The 18,060-nt window shown below is 72.8% G+C and carries 17 protein-coding genes; 9 read left to right on the top strand and 8 right to left on the bottom strand.

The window, feature by feature from the left end; all coding sequences use genetic code 11:
• Window positions 1–4 precede the first annotated feature (4 nt).
• A complete protein-coding gene (locus ACGFX4_RS12720; protein ID WP_393072541.1) occupies window positions 5–493 on the top strand; it encodes a DUF2269 family protein in 489 nt (162 codons plus the stop codon).
• Here the strand turns inward: ACGFX4_RS12720 and ACGFX4_RS12715 are convergent.
• On the bottom strand, window positions 462–701 hold the full coding sequence (locus ACGFX4_RS12715; protein ID WP_393072540.1) for a DUF2277 domain-containing protein: 240 nt from the start codon (window positions 699–701) through the stop codon (window positions 462–464). The genes ACGFX4_RS12720 and ACGFX4_RS12715 overlap by 32 nt on opposite strands.
• The gene (locus ACGFX4_RS12710; protein ID WP_393072538.1) at window positions 665–1,684 is read right to left on the bottom strand and encodes an Lrp/AsnC family transcriptional regulator; all 1,020 of its coding nucleotides are present in this window, start codon (window positions 1,682–1,684) and stop codon (window positions 665–667) included. Before ACGFX4_RS12710 ends, ACGFX4_RS12715 begins: the two co-directional genes overlap by 37 nt.
• A gap of 95 nt (window positions 1,685–1,779) precedes the next feature.
• Here ACGFX4_RS12710 and ACGFX4_RS12705 point away from each other — a divergent pair, with 95 nt between their 5' ends.
• Window positions 1,780–2,565 carry an inositol monophosphatase family protein gene (locus ACGFX4_RS12705; RefSeq protein WP_393072536.1) on the top strand — a complete coding sequence of 262 codons (786 nt, stop codon included), beginning with the start codon at window positions 1,780–1,782 and terminating at the stop codon, window positions 2,563–2,565.
• Here ACGFX4_RS12705 and ACGFX4_RS12700 read toward each other — a convergent pair.
• The 4 genes from ACGFX4_RS12700 to ACGFX4_RS12685 form a co-directional block, all read right to left on the bottom strand.
• Window positions 2,494–3,453: an amidohydrolase family protein gene (locus ACGFX4_RS12700; RefSeq protein ID WP_393072534.1), complete on the bottom strand. Its 960-nt coding sequence runs from the start codon at window positions 3,451–3,453 to the stop codon at window positions 2,494–2,496. The two genes, ACGFX4_RS12705 and ACGFX4_RS12700, sit on opposite strands and share 72 nt — an antisense overlap.
• Window positions 3,450–5,075 (bottom strand): acyl-CoA dehydrogenase family protein, encoded by a 1,626-nt coding sequence (locus ACGFX4_RS12695; RefSeq protein ID WP_393072532.1) that lies wholly within the window; start codon window positions 5,073–5,075, stop codon window positions 3,450–3,452. The genes ACGFX4_RS12700 and ACGFX4_RS12695 overlap by 4 nt, the downstream gene beginning before the upstream one ends.
• Window positions 5,075–5,674 (bottom strand): TetR/AcrR family transcriptional regulator, encoded by a 600-nt coding sequence (locus ACGFX4_RS12690; protein ID WP_393072530.1) that lies wholly within the window; start codon window positions 5,672–5,674, stop codon window positions 5,075–5,077. Before ACGFX4_RS12690 ends, ACGFX4_RS12695 begins: the two co-directional genes overlap by 1 nt.
• Before the next feature lie 65 nt (window positions 5,675–5,739).
• Entirely contained in the window at window positions 5,740–6,372 is a 633-nt protein-coding gene (locus tag ACGFX4_RS12685; protein ID WP_393072528.1) for a TetR family transcriptional regulator, read from the bottom strand.
• An 87-nt stretch (window positions 6,373–6,459) separates the two neighbouring features.
• Between ACGFX4_RS12685 and ACGFX4_RS12680 the strand changes: the two genes are divergently transcribed.
• A complete protein-coding gene (locus ACGFX4_RS12680) occupies window positions 6,460–6,606 on the top strand; it encodes a hypothetical protein (RefSeq protein WP_393072526.1) in 147 nt (48 codons plus the stop codon).
• Between the two features lie 37 nt (window positions 6,607–6,643).
• Window positions 6,644–6,901: a DUF4190 domain-containing protein gene (locus ACGFX4_RS12675; protein ID WP_345696877.1), complete on the top strand. Its 258-nt coding sequence runs from the start codon at window positions 6,644–6,646 to the stop codon at window positions 6,899–6,901.
• Window positions 6,902–6,908: 7 nt separating this feature from the next.
• Here ACGFX4_RS12675 and ACGFX4_RS12670 read toward each other — a convergent pair whose 3' ends face one another.
• The gene (locus ACGFX4_RS12670; RefSeq protein WP_393072524.1) at window positions 6,909–8,783 is read right to left on the bottom strand and encodes a ricin-type beta-trefoil lectin domain protein; all 1,875 of its coding nucleotides are present in this window, start codon (window positions 8,781–8,783) and stop codon (window positions 6,909–6,911) included.
• A gap of 153 nt (window positions 8,784–8,936) precedes the next feature.
• Between ACGFX4_RS12670 and ACGFX4_RS12665 the strand changes: the two genes are divergently transcribed.
• Entirely contained in the window at window positions 8,937–10,121 is a 1,185-nt protein-coding gene (locus ACGFX4_RS12665) for an alginate lyase family protein (RefSeq protein WP_393072522.1), read from the top strand.
• A gap of 55 nt (window positions 10,122–10,176) precedes the next feature.
• On the opposite strand, the gene gcl is transcribed toward ACGFX4_RS12665, so the two are convergent.
• Window positions 10,177–11,964 carry a glyoxylate carboligase gene (gene gcl, locus ACGFX4_RS12660; RefSeq protein WP_393072520.1) on the bottom strand — a complete coding sequence of 596 codons (1,788 nt, stop codon included), beginning with the start codon at window positions 11,962–11,964 and terminating at the stop codon, window positions 10,177–10,179.
• Window positions 11,965–12,200: 236 nt separating this feature from the next.
• Here gcl and ACGFX4_RS12655 point away from each other — a divergent pair, with 236 nt between their 5' ends.
• From ACGFX4_RS12655 to meaB, 4 genes are all read left to right on the top strand, one after another.
• Window positions 12,201–12,851: an NAD(P)-dependent oxidoreductase gene (locus tag ACGFX4_RS12655; protein ID WP_393072518.1), complete on the top strand. Its 651-nt coding sequence runs from the start codon at window positions 12,201–12,203 to the stop codon at window positions 12,849–12,851.
• Window positions 12,852–12,949: 98 nt separating this feature from the next.
• Window positions 12,950–14,818, top strand: a complete 1,869-nt coding sequence (gene mutA, locus ACGFX4_RS12650; RefSeq protein WP_393072516.1) for a methylmalonyl-CoA mutase small subunit — start codon at window positions 12,950–12,952, stop codon at window positions 14,816–14,818.
• Complete coding sequence (gene scpA / locus ACGFX4_RS12645) at window positions 14,815–17,016, top strand: methylmalonyl-CoA mutase (protein WP_393072514.1); 2,202 nt, start codon at window positions 14,815–14,817, stop codon at window positions 17,014–17,016. Before mutA ends, scpA begins: the two co-directional genes overlap by 4 nt.
• Window positions 17,017–17,030: 14 nt before the next feature.
• Entirely contained in the window at window positions 17,031–18,032 is a 1,002-nt protein-coding gene (meaB, locus tag ACGFX4_RS12640; protein WP_393072512.1) for a methylmalonyl Co-A mutase-associated GTPase MeaB, read from the top strand.
• The last annotated feature ends 28 nt before the right edge of the window (window positions 18,033–18,060 follow it).

The following is an 18,060-nucleotide window of genomic DNA, read 5'->3' as shown; positions in this document are numbered from 1 at the left end:
ACCCATGGCCAAGCTCCTGCTGAGTCTGCACGTCCTGGCCGCGGTGCTGTTCATCGGCCCGGTCGCGGTGGCGGTCTCGATGTACCCCCGGCGGGCGAAGGCCGCGCTGGTCGAGGGGCCGGAGCAGGCCACCGCCGCCGCGTCGGTGCGGCTGCTGCACCGGATCACCCAGGTCTACGCCCTGCTCGGCATCGCGGTGCCGATCCTCGGGGTGGTCACCGCGCAGGTGATGGACGTGCTCGGCGACCCGTGGCTGACCGTGTCGATCGTGCTGACCGCGCTCGCCGCCGGCCTGCTGCTGTTCTTCGTGCTGCCCGGTCAGCAGGCGACGGTGGACGCGCTGGACGCCGAGCCCGCGGCGGCCGCCGCGGAGCGCGAGCGGGCCGAGCGCGGACTGCGGCTGCTGCCGATGACCGCCGGCGTGTTCAACCTGCTGTGGGCCGTGGTCACCGTCCTGATGGTCATCCGGCCTGGGTCGACGACCGGGGCGTAGTCACCCCGCGCACCTCGATCCCGGCGAGCAGGTCGGCGGTCGCCGCGGCGACCGCCGCCACCGCGTGCTCGAAAGCCTCCCGGTTGTGCGCCGCCGGGGCGCGGAACCCGGAGATCTTGCGGACGTACTGCAGCGCGGCCGCGTGGATGTCCTCGGCGGTCGCCTCGGGCGTCATCGGCGGGCGGAGCGTCTTGATGGATCGGCACATGCCCCCAGTCTGCCGCGCCCGAGTGACACACCGGCGCGTTTCACCGCCCTCGCGACGATCGCCGTCTCCGCCCGGTTGACCCCCAGCGGGCCGAGCACCTCGGTGGTGAAGCGGTAGAGCGCGGCGTGGTCCTCGCAGAACACGGCGGCCATCAGGTTGGTCGGGCCGCTGGTCGCCAGCACCCCGTGCACCTGCGGCCGGGCGGCGAGCGCGGCGCCGACCTCGGCCAGCCGGCCGGGCGGGACGTCCAGCCACAGGTTGGCGTCCACCGCCATGCCCAGGTGGCGCGGGTCCACGGTGGCGTGGGTGCGCAGCAGGCCGCCGTCGCCGAGCCGGTGCAGCCGGCGGCGGACCGTCGACTCCGGCTCGCCCACCGCCGCCGCCAGCGCGGCCGCCGACTGCCGGGCGTCGAGCGCCAGCAGCTCCAGGAGCCGGCCGTCCAGCGCGTCGGTGGAGGGTGGGCCGGCCCGCGGCGGTGGCGGGGCGAGCGCGGCGGCCTCCTCCGCGGTGAGGTGGCCGGACCGCCAGGCGGCGGCGTCCGCGAACGGGTGCAGCACCGCGTGGACGGCCGTCTCGACCACGGCGTCGGCGGCCGGCAGCTGGCCGTACAGCAGCCGGTCGCGGTGGCCGGCGCCGGCCAGCATCACGGCGCCGACCTCGTGCCCGCCGAGCATCACGTCGACGAACGGGACGTCCGAGCGGGCGGCGAGGGCCTGCGCGATGCCGTCGACCCGCCCGCTGAGCACGCGCACCCGCAGCAGCAGGGCGCCGACCGCCGCGTCCCGCACGTCCGGCATCAGCACGACCTGGACGAGCCGCTCGGCGAACAGGCGGGACAGCCGGCGGTGGACCGTGCGGGCCGACACCCCGAGCACCTCGGCGATCCGGGACGCCTCGGCGCGGCCGTCGACCTGCAGCGCGGTGACGATCCGACGGTCGAGCAGGTCCAGGACGGTGGCGGGATCGCTCGATTCCGGTGGCATGGATGTCCTCGTTCCGCAGGATCCGGCGGCTGGACGGCGCTGTGCGCCGGTCCTCACGGTAGCTGTTGTCCGTCACCACGGACACGGGAGGGCACATGGAGCTGCTGGCGGGAACGGTCGACGCGGTCCGGGAGGTCGCGGCGCAGCTGGTCGCGCGGCACCGGGACGAGCCGGCCCGGGCGGTGACGCTCGCCGAGGCGGCCGAGGTCTTCGACGCGCTGGACGGGCCCGCGTCGGCCCTGCTGCGGGACCGGCTGACGGCGCTGCGGCCAGGCGCGCGCTGGCTGGAGGACGAGCTGGCGGCACGGGTGCCGGCCGACGGCGAGTGGTGGGTGTGCGACGCCACCGACGGGGCGGTCCAGTACCTGCACGGGCTGCCGCACTGGGCGGTCACCGCGACGCTCGTCCGGGACGGCGAGCCGGTGCTCGCGGTGGTGCACGCGCCGTACCTCGACGCGACGTACACCGCGGAACCCGGCGGCGGCGCGCGGCTGAACGGGCGCGGCGTCCGGCCCCGGCGGCGGGAGCTCGCGGCGGCGGTGGCGGCGACCGCGCAGCCCCCGCTGGTCGGGCAGGACCCGGTGGCCGTCCGGCGGGCCGGCGAGTCGCTGGGCGCGGTGCTGCCGTGGGTGCTCGCCGTCCGCAACCTCGGGCCGACGGCGGTGCAGGTGGCCCAGGTGGGGTCGGGACACCTGAGCCTGTTCTGGGAGTACGGCAGCGACGCGGGCAACCTGCTGCCCGGCGCCCTCGTCGCCCGCGAGGCGGGAGCCCTGGTCACCGACGCGACCGGAGCCCCCTGGACGGCGAGCTCACCCTCCTTCGTCGCGGCAGCACCGTCGCTCCACGCGGACCTGCTGGCCCTGCTGCGCGAGATCCCCTAGAGCCCCTGGCGGGGCGCTGAAGAGGCGTTCCGCGTTGCGGTGGCAGACGGCTCGCAGCCAGTCGTCGCCGAGCTCCAGGGTGGTCAGCGCACGCAGCGCGTCCACGTACGGGTACGGGATGTTGGGGTAGTCGGAGCCGAACAGCACGCGGTCGCCCAGGGCTCGCAGGCGGGGCCGCTCTTCCACCGGGAAGGGCGCGGTCCGCTCGGTGAACGGGGTGAAGACCATCGTGGTGTCCAGGTGGACGCCCTCGTACCGTTCGGCGAGGTCGAGGAAGTCGCCGTACTCGGGGAGGCCGAGGTGGGCGACGACCAGGCGCAGCCGGGGGTGGCGGGCGAGGACCGCGGCGATCGGTCCGGGTCCGGTGTGCTTGCCGGGTGCGGGGCCGGACCCGCAGTGGGTGACCACGGGGGTGCCGGTCTCGGCGAGCAGCCCCCAGACTCCGTCCAGCAGCGGGTCGGTGGGGTCGTACGCGCCGACCTGGACGTGCGCCTTGAACACCTTCGCGCCGCGCTCGACCGCCTCGCCCACGTACCGGACGGCGTCCGGCTCGGGGTAGAGGGTCGCGGTGTGCAGGCAGTCGGGGGTGCGGGCGGCGAAGTCGGCGGACCAGGCGTTCAGCCAGGCGGCCATGCCGGGCTTGTGCGGGTAGAGCATCGAGGTGAAGGCGCGGACGCCGAACTCCCGCAGCCGGTCGACGCGTTGCTGTTCCGCGTCGCGGTAGGTGATCGGCCAGGGCTGTCCGGTGAGCGGCCCGGCGGAGTCGAAGTACGCCCAGACCTTGTCCATCACCCGGTCGGGCATGAAGTGGGTGTGCACGTCGATCAGTCCGGGCAGTCCCAACTCCTGCCAGAAGGACCGGACTTCCTCGGCCTCGGCGGCACTCACACCTGCACCCGGGCGAGGATCGCCGCGGTGTCCACGCCGGTCGGCAGGGTGCCGAACGCACCGCCGTGGTCGCCGCCGAGCCGGGAGGCGCAGAACGCGTCGGCGACGGCGGGGTCGCCGTACCGGATCAGCAGCGAGCCCTGGAGGGCGAGCGCCAGCTGTTCGACCAGGCGCCGTGTGCGGTACTCGATCTCGCTCGGGTCGCCGAGCTGCTTCTGCAGGCCGCCGAGATAGGCGTCCAGTCGCCGGTCGACCCCGGCGGCGAGCTGGATCTCGCCCAACAGGGCTTCGACCACCGCGGGTTGGCGGGCCATGGCGCGCAGCGCGTCGAGTGCGGCGACGTTGCCGGAGCCCTCCCAGATGGAGACCAGCGGGGCCTCCCGGTAGAGCCGGGGCATGCCGGACTCCTCGGCGTAGCCGTTGCCGCCGAGGCACTCCAGGGCTTCGGCGGCGTGCATGGGTCCGCGCTTGCAGACCCAGTACTTGGCGACGGCGAGGCCGAGGCGGCGGACCAGGGCGGCGTTCTCGTCGCCGCCGAGGGCCTGGTCGGTGGTCTCGGCGAGCCGCATGGCGACGGCCGTGGCGGCCTCGGACTCGACGACCAGGTCGGCGAGGACGTTGCGCATCAGCGGCTGGTCGACCAGGGCGGCGCCGAACGCCCGCCGGTGGGTGGTGTGCTGGAGCGCGCGGAAGGCGCCGTAGCGCATGCCCGAGGCGGCGCCGATGGTGCAGTCCAGGCGGGTCATGTTGACCATCTCGATGATGGTGCGCACGCCCCGGCCCTCCTCGCCGACCAGCCAGCCGGTGGCGCCGTCGTACTCGATCTCGGAGGAGGCGTTGGACTTGTTGCCGAGCTTGTCCTTGAGCCGCTGGATCAGGATCCGGTTCCGGCTGCCGTCCGGGAGGACGCGGGGCAGCAGGAAGCAGCTGAGGCCGCCGGGTGCCTGGGCGAGGGTGAGGAAGACGTCGGACATCGGCGCCGAGGTGAACCACTTGTGGCCGGTGAGCCGGTAGCTGCCGTCGGGGTCGGGGACGGCGGCGGTGGTGTTGGCGCGGACGTCGGAGCCGCCCTGCTTCTCGGTCATCGACATGCCGGCGATCAGGCCGCGCTTGGTGTGCGGCTCGCGCAGGCCGAAGTCGTACTCCGTGGAGGCGAGCAACGGCTCCAGCCAGGTGGCGAGTTCGGGGGTGGTGCGGAGTGCCGGCACGGCGGCGTAGGTCATCGAGACCGGGCAGGTGTGCCCGGCCTCGACCTGGCCCCAGACGTAGAACTTGGCCGCCCGGGCGGTGTGCGCACCGGGCCGGCCGTCCTGCCAGGGGGCGGCGTGCAGGCCGTGGCCGACGGCGGTCTCCATCAGCGCGTGCCAGTACGGGTGGAACTCGACCTCGTCGATCCGGTGGCCGTAGCGGTCGTGGGTGCGCAGGACGGGCGGGTGCTCGTTGGCCAGCCGGCCCCAGTCCCAGGCCTGTTCGGAGCCGGCGAGGCGGCCGAGGTCGTGCAGTTCGCCCTCGGCCCAGCCGGCGCCGGCCCGGTGCAGGGCGGCGAGCAGGGTGGGGTCCTCGCCGACGTCGTGGCCGAACGGGTCGGGCACCTGGTTGGTGACCTCGTGCGTGGCTGCCATCAGTGCCCTCCCAGGGCGCGCAGGGTGAAATCGACCAGGGCGGGGACGAGGTCCCCGGGGTGGCCGCCGCCTTCGGCGAGCGGGCCGACCAGTGCCTCGCCGACCGCGCCGACCACGGCGGCGGCAGTCAGTTCGGGGTGCTGCGGGGGGATGGTCCCGGCCTCGACGGCCGCGGCGACCTGCACCGCGAAGAGGTCGCGGAACGCCCGGCGGAAGACCAGCCGCTCGGCCTCGACGACCGGGTCGGCGGGTTCGGCGAGCAGGGCGTACGCCAGCCGGGGCGCCTTGAGGGCGCGGACGGCGAAGGTCTCGACGACGGCGGCGATCCGCCGGTGCGGGTCGTCCGCCCGGGCGGCTGCCTCGGTGACGGCCTCGACCTCGCGGCGCACCACGGTGCGGAACAGCTCGACCGACAGCTCCGCCTTGCCGGCGAAGTGCTGGTACATCGTGCCGGTGGCGATCCCGGCCCGCCGGGCGACGGCCGCCATCGAGCAGCCCGCGTAGCCGTCCTCGGCGAGCAGCGCGACGGCCGCTTTCAGGACGGTCTCGCGCTGGGCGTCCAGTCTGGCCTGGACGGCGGGGGTGCGGCGGTAGGCCATGTCAAGGATTGAACCACCGATTCATTCCTTCGGGAAGCCTGTCGCACCCGGGTCGCGCGGGCCCGTCAGCCCTCGGGCCAGTGCCGGCTGCCGAGGCTGATCAGCCGCAGCTGCATCCGGACGGTCCGCTCGATCCGCTCCTGGTCGGCGGGGTCGGCCTCGACCAGCTCGGCGGCGGCGGAGACCATCCGGTCGACGTACAGCTCGGCGAGCATCCGGAGGTCCTCAGCGGGCCAGCCCTCGACGGCCGGCTGGAGGGCGAGCGCCGCGGCGACCTCCTCGGCGAAGCGCCGGAACTCGGTGGCGATCGCCTCGCGCACCTCCCGGACGCCGCCGTGCCGCTCGCGGGCCAGGAAGCGGATGTAGGCGCGGTGTTCGGCGACGTGGGCGGCGATCACCTCGACCGCGCGGTCGATCAGGCGCTCGGGCTCGCCGTACGCGGCGAACACCGCCTTGATCATCTCGTGCAGGTTGGCCAGCGACTCCCGGACGAGCACCACGCCCAGCTCGGAGAGGTCCGGGAAGTGCCGGTAGAAGCCGGCCGGGGACATGCCCGCGGCGCGGGTGACCTCGCGGACGCCGAGGCCGCTGAGGTTCTGCTGCTCCAGCAGGCCGAGGCCCGCGTCCAGCAGGGCGCGGCGGCTCTGCTGCTTCTGCGCCTGGCGGACGCCGGGAGCGGTGGTGGGGGTGTGATTCACGCCATTCAGTAAACAACTGTTTGCCGACTTTGGCCAGCGCCGCTACAGTACTTTCAGCGAACAGTTGTTATCCGAAAGGGCCCGACAGTGTTCCTCGTCGTCCTGCTCCTCATGGCCGCCCTCGCCGGCGCGGCCGTCCACCTCCCGATGCCCGCGCTGCTCGCGCTGACCGCCCTGGTCGCCGGCTGGCTGCTGGCGTTCGGCGCCCGCGAGCGCCTGTCCCGGCGTTCCTGACCCCGATCCGAGCGATCTCCCCGCAAGGAGTCCTGCCGTGAACACCTCCGCACGCCGCGGTGTCGGCGACGCCGACCAGCTGGCCGTCGCGTCCTTCGTCCTGGGCCTGCTCGGCCTGCTGGTCTTCAACCTGGTGCTCGGCCCGCTCGCGCTGGTGCTGGCCGGCCTGGCGCTGCTGCGCGGCACCACGCGCCGAGGCCGAGCCCTGCTCGGGCTCGGCCTCGGGGTCGCCGACCTGGTGGTCCTCACCGCCTCGATCGCCGCGGGTCACGGCACCTTCTGGCAGTTCGGCTGATCCGGGCTCAGCCGGTCGGGGCGGTCCACTTCTGGTTCGCCCCGCCGGTGCAGGTCCAGATCTGCGTCCGGGTGCCGTTGGCGGAGGTGTTGCCGGTGACGTCCAGGCACTTGTCGGCCTGCGGGTTGACCAGATCGCGGCTGCCCGCGGAGTACGTCCACTGCTGCGCGCCGGAGCCGTTGCAGTCCCACAGCTGCGTCTTGGCCCCGTCCGCGGTCGAACCGCCGGACACGTCCAGGCACTTGCCGAGCGCCCGCACGGTGCCGTCGGTGCCCAGCGTCCAGCTCTGCGCCGCGGTGCCGTTGCAGTCGTAGATCTGCACGGCCGTGCCGTTGGCCGTGCCGGCCGCCGCCACGTCCAGGCACTTGCCGGCCAGCCCGGTCACCTGCCCGGTGTGCGAGCCGCCGCCGCTCTGGGTGCCGCCCCAGGTGAAGGTGGCCGAGGTGTGCGCGGGCAGCGCGTACGAGAAGTTCTGGCCGCCCCAGACCACCCGCAGGGTCTGGCCGCTGCCGCTGTCGTTGTACGCGATCAGCGCCTTGGAGCCGTCCGGGTTCTGCCAGGCCACGTTGGGCACGGCCGAGTTGGCGGTGGAGGCGATCCGGTACGCGCCGGGCTTCACGAACTTGGTGAGGTGGCCCATGGTGTAGTACTCGACCGTGTAGTCGACCTGGCCGCTGCGCGCGTCGCCGTTGTGCACGGTGACCAGGCCGGTGCAGGTGCCGCAGCCGCCGTAGTGCGGGCCCATGTTCTGGTCGACCGCCAGGCTCCACTTGGTCACCGACTTACCCCAGTTGCGGGTGTAGTCGATGATGTTGCGCATGTCCTCGCGCTGCTGGTCGGCGATCCAGGTGCCGCCGGAGTGCTCGGTGTCGAAGGCGTCCACGCCCGGGTACTGGTTGTGCACGGTGGTCTGCTGGGTGACGTCGCCGCCGTAGCCGTGCCAGGCCATGCCGCCGAAGTTGGGGTGGGTGCGGATCGCCGCGTCGTCCATCACCGGGGCGGCGTAGCCCGCGTACTGGTCCCAGTTCCAGTCCAGGGCCAGCAGCTTGGTGGACAGGCCGGCGCCGGCCAGGGCGGGCAGCAGGTTGGTCTTGGAGAAGTACGCCAGGCCCGAGCCGTTCCAGCTCATCGAGGGGTAACCGCCGCAGCAGGTGGGCTCGTTCTGCACGGTGACGTAGTTCACCGGGACGCCCTGCGCCTGGTACGCCTGCAGGTACTTGACGAAGTACTGGGCGTAGGCGCCGTAGTACTCGGCCTTCAGCCAGCCGCCGTTGAGGTTGCCGCTGTCCTTCATCCAGGCGGGGGCGGTCCACGGCGAGGCCATCACGGTGAGCGCCGGGTTGAGCTGGCGGGCCTGCCTGGTCAGCGGCAGCACGTCGGCCAGGTCGTGCGCGACGGTGAAGCCGTTCAGCGCCGGGTCGGTGGCGCCGGCCGGCTGGTCGTCGTAGGTGTAGCCGTAGCGGGCCAGGTCGGAGGCGCCCATCGGGTTGCGGACGAAGGACAGGCCGATGCCGTCGGTGGGCGAGAACAGCTTGCGCATGGCGTCGTCGCGGGTGGCCGCGGAGAGCGCCCCGCTGGAGTTCATCAGCCAGGCGGCGGTGTCGGTGAACGAGGCGCCGCCGCCGGTGAACTGCTGGTAGCGGGTGCCCTCGTCGACGGTGACCGCCTGGCCGCCGCTGCCTGCGCCGGCGCCGAAGGCGAGGCCGGCCTGCTGCTGGAGTCCTCGGGTGACGTGCCGGCCGCCGGCGTCGTCGGTGGTGGTTAGCCAGACCTGGACGCTCTCGCCGGCCGCCTGCGCGGTGGGGGCCGCGGTGAGCAGTCCGGTGGCGGCGAGCGCGCCGCAGAGCAGTCCGGCCGCGGTGCGGCGGGTGGGAGAAGGCATGCCGCTTCCTGCCTTTCATGGTGTGGGGGCGGCTTGATTCAACTCCTGTAAAAAGGGGTTGGTCAATGGCTTGGCATAGACCAATCCAGAACTGTTGGGTTTCCTGCCAGTCCTCTTGACGGTCCGTCGGCGACCCTGGTTGACTGCGCGGCCATGCCAAACCCCCACTGGCGCCTGCCCGTTGCGGCAGGCCTCCTCGCCATGCTCGGCTCGCTGCTGTCGGCGGCCCCCGCGGCCGAGGCCGCGCCGACCGCCTTCAGCCACCCCGGCGTGCTGGTCAGCCGGGCCCAACTCGACTTCGTCCGCGGCAAGGTGCAGTCCGGGGCGCAGCCCTGGAAGGCCGCCTACGACCAGATGCACGCCTCCAAGTACGCCTCGCTGACCCGCACGGCCAAGCCCCGCGCGGTGGTCGAGTGCGGCTCGTACTCCAACCCCAACTACGGCTGCACCGACGAGCGCGAGGACGCGCTGGCCGCGTACACCCTGGCGCTGGAGTGGTACATCACCCGCGACACCCGGTACGCCGCCAAGGCCGCCGAGATCATGGACGCCTGGTCGGGCACGATCACCGACCACACCAACTCCAACGCCCCGCTGCAGACCGCCTGGTCGGCCTCGACCTGGCCGCGGGCGGCGGAGATCGTCCGCTACACCTGGGGCGGCTGGGCCTCCGACAAGGTCTCCCGGTTCGGCTCGATGCTGCGCAACGTGTACCTGCCGGAGGTGGTCAACGGCTCGAACTCCAACGGCAACTGGGAGTTGAGCATGAACGAGGCGACCATCGGCATCGCGGTCTTCCTGGACGACCGGACGGTCTACGACAAGGCGGTGGCCCGGTTCCGCAACCGGGTGCCGGCCTACGTCTACCTGGCCTCCGACGGCGCGCTGCCGAAGACCGCGCCCGGCAGCGGGCTGGACACCCGGGCCGAGATCGTCGGCTACTGGCAGGGCCAGTCCACCTTCGTGGACGGCCTCACCCAGGAGACCTGCCGGGACTTCACCCACACCGGCTACGGGCTCGCGGCGATCTCGCACGTCGCCGAGACCTCCCGGATCCAGGGACAGGACCTCTACCCGGAGGTCGCCGACCGGCTGCGGCACGCGCTGGGCTTCCAGTCCAAGTACCAGCTGGGCGAGGCGGTTCCGTCCTGGCTGTGCGGCGGCAGCCTGAAGCTCGGGCTCGGCCCGGTGACCGAGGTCGGCTTCAACGCGCTGCACAACCGGCTGGGCTACGGCATGACCAACACCCAGACGCTGACCGAGCAGCGCCGCCCGGCGGGCACCGACAACCTGTTCACCGCCTGGGAGACGCTCACCCACGCGTCCAACCCGTCCTGAACGCGACCGCCCGCCCCGGAGCGTTTCCGGGGCGGGCGGTCGTGCGGTGCGGGGATCAGGCCTGCAGGGCCCTGATCGCGGTCGGGGCGTGGCCGGGCTCGGTGGCCAGCTCCTCGAACTCGGTGACGTCGCTCATGTCGACCGTCTTGCTCATCGCGATGTTGGTGATCCGCTCCAGGATCGCCTCGACGACGACCGGGACGCGGTACTCGGCGGCCAGCTTCTTGGCCTCCTCGAACGCGGCACCCAGCTCGTTCGGGTCGGTGACCCGGATCGCCTTGACGCCCAGGCCCTCGGCGACCTTGACGTGGTCGACGCCGTAGACGCCGAGCTCCGGGGTGTTGATGTTCTCGAACTCCAGGTTGACCTCGAAGTTGATACCGAGGTTGCCCTGCGCCTGGCGGATCAGGCCCAGGTAGGCGTTGTTGACCAGGACGTGGACGTAGGGGATCCGGTGCTGGGCGGCGACCGCCAGCTCCTCGATCATGAACTGGAAGTCGTAGTCGCCCGAGAGCGCGACGACCGGGGTCTCCGGGTCCGCGGTGGCGGCGCCGATCGCGGCCGGGATGGTCCAGCCGAGCGGGCCGGCCTGGCCGCAGTTGACCCAGTGGCGCGGCTTGTAGACGTGCAGGAACTGCGCGGCGGCGATCTGCGACAGGCCGATGGTGGTGACGTAGCGGGTCTCCGGGCCGAACGCGCGGTTCATCTCCTCGTACACGCGCTGCGGCTTGATCGGGATGTTGTCGAAGCTGGTGCGGCGCTGCAGGGTGGCCTTGCGCTCCTGGGCGGAGGCGGCCCAGGCGGTGAAGTCCGGCAGGGTGCCGGCGGCCTTCAGCTCCTTGGCGACCTCGATGAACAGCTCCAGCGCGGCCTTGGCGTCCGAGGCGATGCCGTAGTCCGGGGCGAAGATCCGGCCGATCTGGGTCGGCTCGATGTCGACGTGGACGAACTTGCGGTCGCCGCGGTACGCGTCCAGGTTGTAGCCGGTGTGGCGGTTGGCCCAGCGGTTGCCGATGCCGAGGACGAAGTCCGACTCCAGGAAGGTCGCGTTGCCGTAGCGGTGCGAGGTCTGGACGCCGACCATGCCGGCCGCCAGCTCGTGGTCGTCCGGGATGGTGCCCCAGCCCATCAGGGTGGAGATGACCGGGACGCCGGTCAGCTCGGCGAACTCGACCAGCAGGTCGGTGGCGTCCGCGTTGATGATGCCGCCGCCGGCCACGATCAGCGGGCGCTCGGAGGCCAGCAGGAACGACAGCGCCTTCTCGACCTGGGCGCGGGTCGCGGCCGGCTTGTAGACCGGCAGCGGCTCGTAGGTCTCCGGGTCGAACTCGATCTCGGTCAGCTGGACGTCGATCGGCAGGTCGATCAGGACCGGGCCCGGACGGCCGGAGCGCATCAGGTGGAAGGCCTGCTGGAAGACGCCGGGCACCTGGGCCGCCTCCAGGACGGTGGTGGCCGCCTTGGTGACCGGCTTGGCGATGGACGCGATGTCGACCGCCTGGAAGTCCTCCTTGTGCAGCTTGGAGACCGGCGCCTGGCCGGTGATGCACAGGATCGGGATCGAGTCGGCGATCGCCGAGTACAGACCGGTGATCATGTCGGTGCCGGCCGGGCCCGAGGTGCCGATGCAGACGCCGATGTTGCCGGCCTTGGCGCGGGTGTAGCCCTCGGCCATGTGCGAGGCGCCCTCGACGTGCCGGGCGAGGGTGTGGCCGATCCCGCCGCCCTCCTTCAGGGCCTTGTAGAAGGGGTTGATCGCGGCGCCCGGCACGCCGAACGCGACGTCGACGCCTTCACGCTTGAGGATCTCAACGGCGGCGCGGGCGGCTGTCATACGGGGCATCGGTCACTCCTGCGGTCGGCAACTACTTCCACAATGCGGAAGAATAGTTTTGGTATGCGAAAAGAACGCTACGGCGGACCCCGAGAGGGCGTCAAGTGGAGTTTCAACAGAACGTTGCAGCGCTCACCGGTTGTCCGTTTTTCACCATGAACGGTCGGCTGCGCACCTCGTTCACGTCGGCAGATGTCCGTACGGTCGGTGGCATCGACGGAAAACGACCCGAGGAGCGGTTCGAGATGGCCACCATCACCCTGTACGGAGCCACCGGCACGATCGGCAGCCGCGTGCTGCGCGAGGCCCTGGAGCGCGGGCACCAGGTCACCGCGGTGCTCCGCGACCCCGCCAGGCTCGACCTCACCCACCCGGGCCTGACCGTCGCCGCCGGCGACGTCCTGGACCCCGCCTCGGTCGCCGAGCAGGCGAAGGGCCGCGACGTGGTGGTCAGCGCGGTCGGCGGCGGCGACGGCCCCGGCCACGTGGCGACCGTCCGGCCGTCCGCCGAGGCGCTGGTCGGCGGGCTGCGGACGCTGGGCCCGGACGCGCCGCGACTGATCGCGGTCGGCGGCGCCGGCTCGCTGCGCACCCCCGACGGCAGGCAGGTCTGGGACGCCGAGGGGCTGCCCGAGTTCCTGCTGCAGATCATGCACGCGCACGGCGACGCCCTCGACCACTACCGCACCGTCGAGGACGTCCGCTGGACCAACCTCAGCCCGGCCGCCCTGATCGAGCCCGGCGAGCGCACCGGCGCCTACCGCGTCGGCCTGGAGGACCTCCTGCTGGACGCCGACGGCAACAGCCGCATCTCGACCGAGGACTACGCCGTCGCCCTCGTCGACGAGATCGAGCAGCCGCAGCACGTCGGCAAGCGCTTCACCGTCGGCTACTGATCCCCTGGTGGCACTGTGCGCGCAACAGGGTGCAGCGAGTGAAAGGTCACACCGGGCGGCTCTGCTGCGACTCGAGTAACCGGCGTTAACCTTCCCTCATGACGGTCCCGCCCGAAGGGCTTCCCCTGGCCGCCGAGTTCCCGGATGCGACCCGCGAGCAGTGGCAGCGCCTTGTCGAAAACGTCCTGCGCAAGTCAGGCGCGCAGGACGTCAGCGGCGTCCTGGCCGAGGACGCGCTCACCACGCGCCTCCCGGACGGCCTGAGCGCCCGACCGCTGTACACCGCGGACGACGCCCCCGCCGGCGCCGGGTACCCCGGCTTCGCGCCGTACGTGCGCGGCGCCCGGCCGCAGGGCTCGGCGGCCGGCGGCTGGGACGTCCGGCAGCGGCACGCCGACCCGGACGCGCGGCGCGCCAACGAGGCCGTCCTCGCGGACCTGGAGAACGGCGTCACCTCCCTCTGGCTGACCGTCGGCGAGTCCGGCCTGCCGGTCGCCTCGCTGCCCGCCGTCCTCGACGGCGTGTACCTGGACCTGGCCGCCGTCGTGCTCGACGCGGGTGCCGGGTTCACGGCCGCCGCGGGCGAGCTGTTCTCCGTCTGGGAGCAGCGCGGGCTGACCGCCGGCGCCGTCTCCGGCAACCTGGGCGCCGACCCGCTCGGCCTGCTCGCCCGGACCGGCGACGACACCCGGACCGACGCGCTGCTGACCGAGGCGGCCGCGCTCGCCGAGCGTTGCGCCACCGGCTTCCCGCAGGTGCGGGCGCTGACCGTGGACGCGCTGGCGTACCACGACGCCGGCGCCTCCCCCGCCCAGGAGCTGGGCTGCGCGCTGGCCACCGGCGTCGCCTACCTGCGGGCGCTGACCGCCGCGGGGCTGGGCGCGCAGGACGCCGCCGGACAGCTGGAGTTCCGCTACGCCGCGACCGAGGACCAGTTCCTCACCATCGCCAAGTTCCGTGCCGCGCGCCGCCTGTGGGCCCGGGTCGCCGAGGTGTCCGGCATCTCGGGCGAGGCCGCCGCGCAGCGCCAGCACGCCGTCACCTCCTCGGTGATGATGACCGCCCGCGACCCGTGGGTGAACATGCTGCGCACCACCGTCGCGTGCCTGGCCGCCGGGGTCGGCGGCGCCGAGTCGGTGACCGTGCTGCCGTTCGACGAGGCGGTCGGCCTGCCGGACGCGTTCGCCCGCCGGATCGCCCGCAACACCCAGTCGATCCTGCTGGAGGAGTCGAACCTGGCGAAGGTGGTCGACCCGGCCGGCGGCTCCTGGTACGTGGAGAAGCTGACCGACGACCTCGCCGAGGCCGCCTGGGCGTGGTTCCAGGAGATCGAGCGGGCCGGCGGCCAGCGCGCGGCGTTCACCGGCGGCCTGGTCGGCGAGCGGATCGCCGCCACCTGGGCGGCGCGCACCGCGCAGCTCGCCAAGCGGCGCGAACCGGTCACCGGCGTCAGCGAGTTCCCCAACCTCGGCGAGCAGCCGCTGGTCCGCGAGGCCGCCCCGGCCCCGCTCGGCGGCGGCCTGCCCCGGGTGCGCCGCGGCGAGGCGTACGAGGCGCTGCGCGACCGCTCGGACGCGCACCTGGCGGCGACCGGTGCCCGGCCGAAGCTGTTCCTGGCCGGGATCGGCGGTGCGGCGGCGCACAGCGCGCGCTCCACCTTCGCGGCCAACCTGTTCCAGGCGGGCGGCATCGAGACGGTGCTCGGCGAGTCCGCCGACCCGGCGGTGCTGGCCGAGGCGTTCGCCGCCTCCGGCGCGACCGTCGCCTGCCTGTGCTCCAGCGACAAGGTGTACGCCGAGCAGGGTGAGGCCGTCGCGGCCGCCCTGGCCGCGGCCGGCGCCGCGAAGGTGCTGCTGGCCGGCCGGCCGGGCACCGTGCAGACGGGAGTGGACGAGCACGTCTTCGTCGGCTGCGACGTGGTCGCGGTGCTGACCTCCCTCCTCGACCAGATCGGAGTGGCGCGATGATCCCCGACTTCACCACCGTCGGCCTGTCCGGCGACGCGGGCGCGTCCGCCACCCCCGAACAGTGGCGCGAGGCCTGGCAGCAGGCCACCGGCAAGGACGTCGACGAGCAGATCTGGGAGACCCCGGAGGGCATCGGCGTCAAGCCGCTGTACACCGCCGAGGACCTGGCCGGGCTGGACTTCCTCGCCACCTACCCGGGCGTCGCGCCGTACCTGCGCGGCCCGTACCCGACCATGTACGTCAACCAGCCGTGGACGGTCCGCCAGTACGCGGGCTTCTCCACCGCCGAGGAGTCGAACGCCTTCTACCGCCGCAACCTCGCGGCCGGCCAGAAGGGCCTGTCGGTCGCCTTCGACCTGCCCACCCACCGCGGCTACGACTCCGACCACCCCCGGGTGACCGGCGACGTCGGCATGGCCGGTGTGGCGATCGACTCGATCTACGACATGCGCCAGCTCTTCGACGGCATCCCGCTGGACAAGATGTCGGTGTCGATGACCATGAACGGCGCGGTGCTGCCGATCCTGGCGCTGTACATCGTGGCCGCCGAGGAACAGGGCGTCGCGCCCGCGCAGTTGGCCGGGACCATCCAGAACGACATCCTCAAGGAGTTCATGGTCCGCAACACGTACATCTACCCGCCGCAGCCCTCGATGCGGATCATCTCGGACATCTTCGCGTACACCTCGCAGAAGATGCCCCGGTACAACTCGATCTCCATCTCGGGCTACCACATCCAGGAGGCCGGGGCCACGGCCGACCTGGAGCTGGCGTACACCCTCGCGGACGGTGTGGAGTACCTGCGGGCCGGCCTCGGCGCCGGGCTGGACGTGGACGCGTTCGCGCCGCGGCTGTCGTTCTTCTGGGCGATCGGTATGAACTTCTTCATGGAGGTCGCCAAGCTGCGCGCGGCCCGCCTGCTGTGGGCCAAGCTGGTCAAGCAGTTCGACCCGCAGAACGCCAAGTCCCTGTCGCTGCGCACCCATTCGCAGACCTCCGGCTGGTCGCTGACCGCGCAGGACGTGTTCAACAACGTCACCCGCACCTGCGTGGAGGCGATGGCCGCGACCCAGGGCCACACCCAGTCGCTGCACACCAACGCCCTCGACGAGGCGCTGGCGCTGCCCACCGACTTCTCCGCCCGGATCGCCCGCAACACCCAGCTGATGCTCCAGCAGGAGTCCGGCACCTGCCGGGTCATCGACCCGTGGGGCGGCTCGGCGTACGTCGAGAAGCTCACCCACGACCTGGCCCGCCGCGCCTGGCAGCACATCCAGGAGGTCGAGGCGGCCGGCGGCATGGCCAAGGCGATCGACGCCGGCATCCCCAAGCTGCGCGTGGAGGAGGCCGCCGCCCGCACCCAGGCGCGGATCGACTCCGGCCGCCAGCCGGTGATCGGCGTCAACAAGTACCGGGTCGCCAACGACGAGCAGATCGACGTGCTCAAGGTCGACAACTCCTCGGTCCGCGCCCAGCAGATCGAGAAGCTGCGCCGGCTGCGCGCCGAGCGCGACGAGCAGGCCTGCCAGGACGCCCTGCACGCGCTCACCCGCGCCGCCGAGGCGGGCTCGCAGGGGTCGTCGCTGGACGGCAACCTGCTGGCCCTCGCGGTGAACGCGGCCCGGGCCAAGGCCACCGTCGGCGAGATCTCCGACGCCCTGGAGAAGGTGTACGGCCGGCACGCCGGGCAGATCCGCACCATCTCCGGTGTGTACCGGGACGAGGCAGGAGCATCCGTGGGCGTCGAGCGCACCCGTGAGCTGGTCGAGCGCTTCGAGGAGGCCGAGGGCCGCCGCCCGCGCATCCTGGTCGCCAAGATGGGCCAGGACGGCCACGACCGCGGCCAGAAGGTGATCGCCACCGCCTTCGCCGACCTCGGCTTCACCGTGGACGTCGGCCCGCTCTTCCAGACCCCGGCCGAGGTGGCCCGCCAGGCCGTCGAGGCGGACGTGCACATCGTCGGCGTCTCCTCGCTCGCCGCCGGCCACCTCACCCTGGTGCCCGCGCTGCGCGAGGAGCTGGCCGCGGCCGGCCGAGGCGACATCACCATCGTGGTCGGCGGCGTCATCCCGCCGCAGGACGTCCCCACGCTCCTGGAGATGGGCGCCGCGGCGGTCTTCCCGCCCGGCACGGTCATCCCGGACGCGGCGTACGACCTGCTCAAGACGCTCGCCGCCGACCTCGGCCACGAACTGTGAGGCACTGACCGCCGATGCCGCCCCGGACGATCGACCTCGACCAGTACCGGCAGGGTGTGCTCGAAGGCTCGCGCGCGTGGATCGCGCGGGCCATCACCCTCGTCGAGTCCACCCGGCCCGACCACCGCGAACTCGCCCAGCGGCTGCTGGTCGACCTGCTGCCGCACTCCGGCAAGGCGGTCCGGGTCGGCATCACCGGCGTGCCCGGGGTCGGCAAGTCGACGTTCATCGAGGCCCTCGGCACCATGCTCACCGGCCGGGGCCACCGGGTCGCCGTCCTCGCCGTCGACCCGACCTCCAGCCTGACCGGCGGCTCCATCCTCGGCGACAAGACGAGGATGGAGAAGCTCTCCGCCGACCCGAACGCCTTCGTCCGGCCGTCCCCCACCTCGGGGACGCTCGGCGGGGTCGCCCGCGCCACCCGCGAGTCGATGGTGGTGATGGAGGCCGCCGGGTACGACGTCGTCCTGGTCGAGACGGTCGGCGTCGGCCAGTCCGAGACCACGGTCGCCGGGATGGTCGACTCCTTCCTGCTGCTCACCCTCGCCCGGACCGGCGACCAGCTGCAGGGCATCAAGAAGGGCGTGCTCGAACTCGCCGACCTGGTCGCCGTCAACAAGGCCGACGGCCCGTTCGAACGCGACGCCAAGGCCGCCGCCCGGGAGTTGGCGAGCGCCCTGCGGCTGCTCCAGCCGCCGGACGCCGCCTGGACGCCGCCCGTCCTCACCTGCAGCGGACAGGACGGCACCGGCCTCGACGTGCTCTGGGAGCGCCTCGAACAGCACCGCCGCACCCTGGACGCCACCGGCTCGCTCGCCGCCAAGCGCCGCGACCAGCAGGTCGAGTGGACCTGGGCGATGGTCCACGACCAGCTGCTCGCCCAGCTCCGCGAGAACCCCGAAGTCCGGCGCATCACACCCGGGTTGGAGCAGCAGGTGCGCGAGGGCACGCTGACCGCGACGCTCGCCGCGCAGCGCATCCTGGCCGGCTTCCGCTCCCCGGTGGACGGCTCCTGAGCCGGTAGGCTCGTCCCCCACGGGTCCA

Origin of the sequence: Kitasatospora sp. NPDC048365, from assembly GCF_043200835.1 — a bacterium.
GTDB classification, from domain to species: Bacteria; Actinomycetota; Actinomycetes; order Streptomycetales; family Streptomycetaceae; genus Kitasatospora; species Kitasatospora terrestris.
Note: the sequence above shows the minus strand (reverse complement) of the source record. Positions and strands in the feature narration are given on the sequence as shown.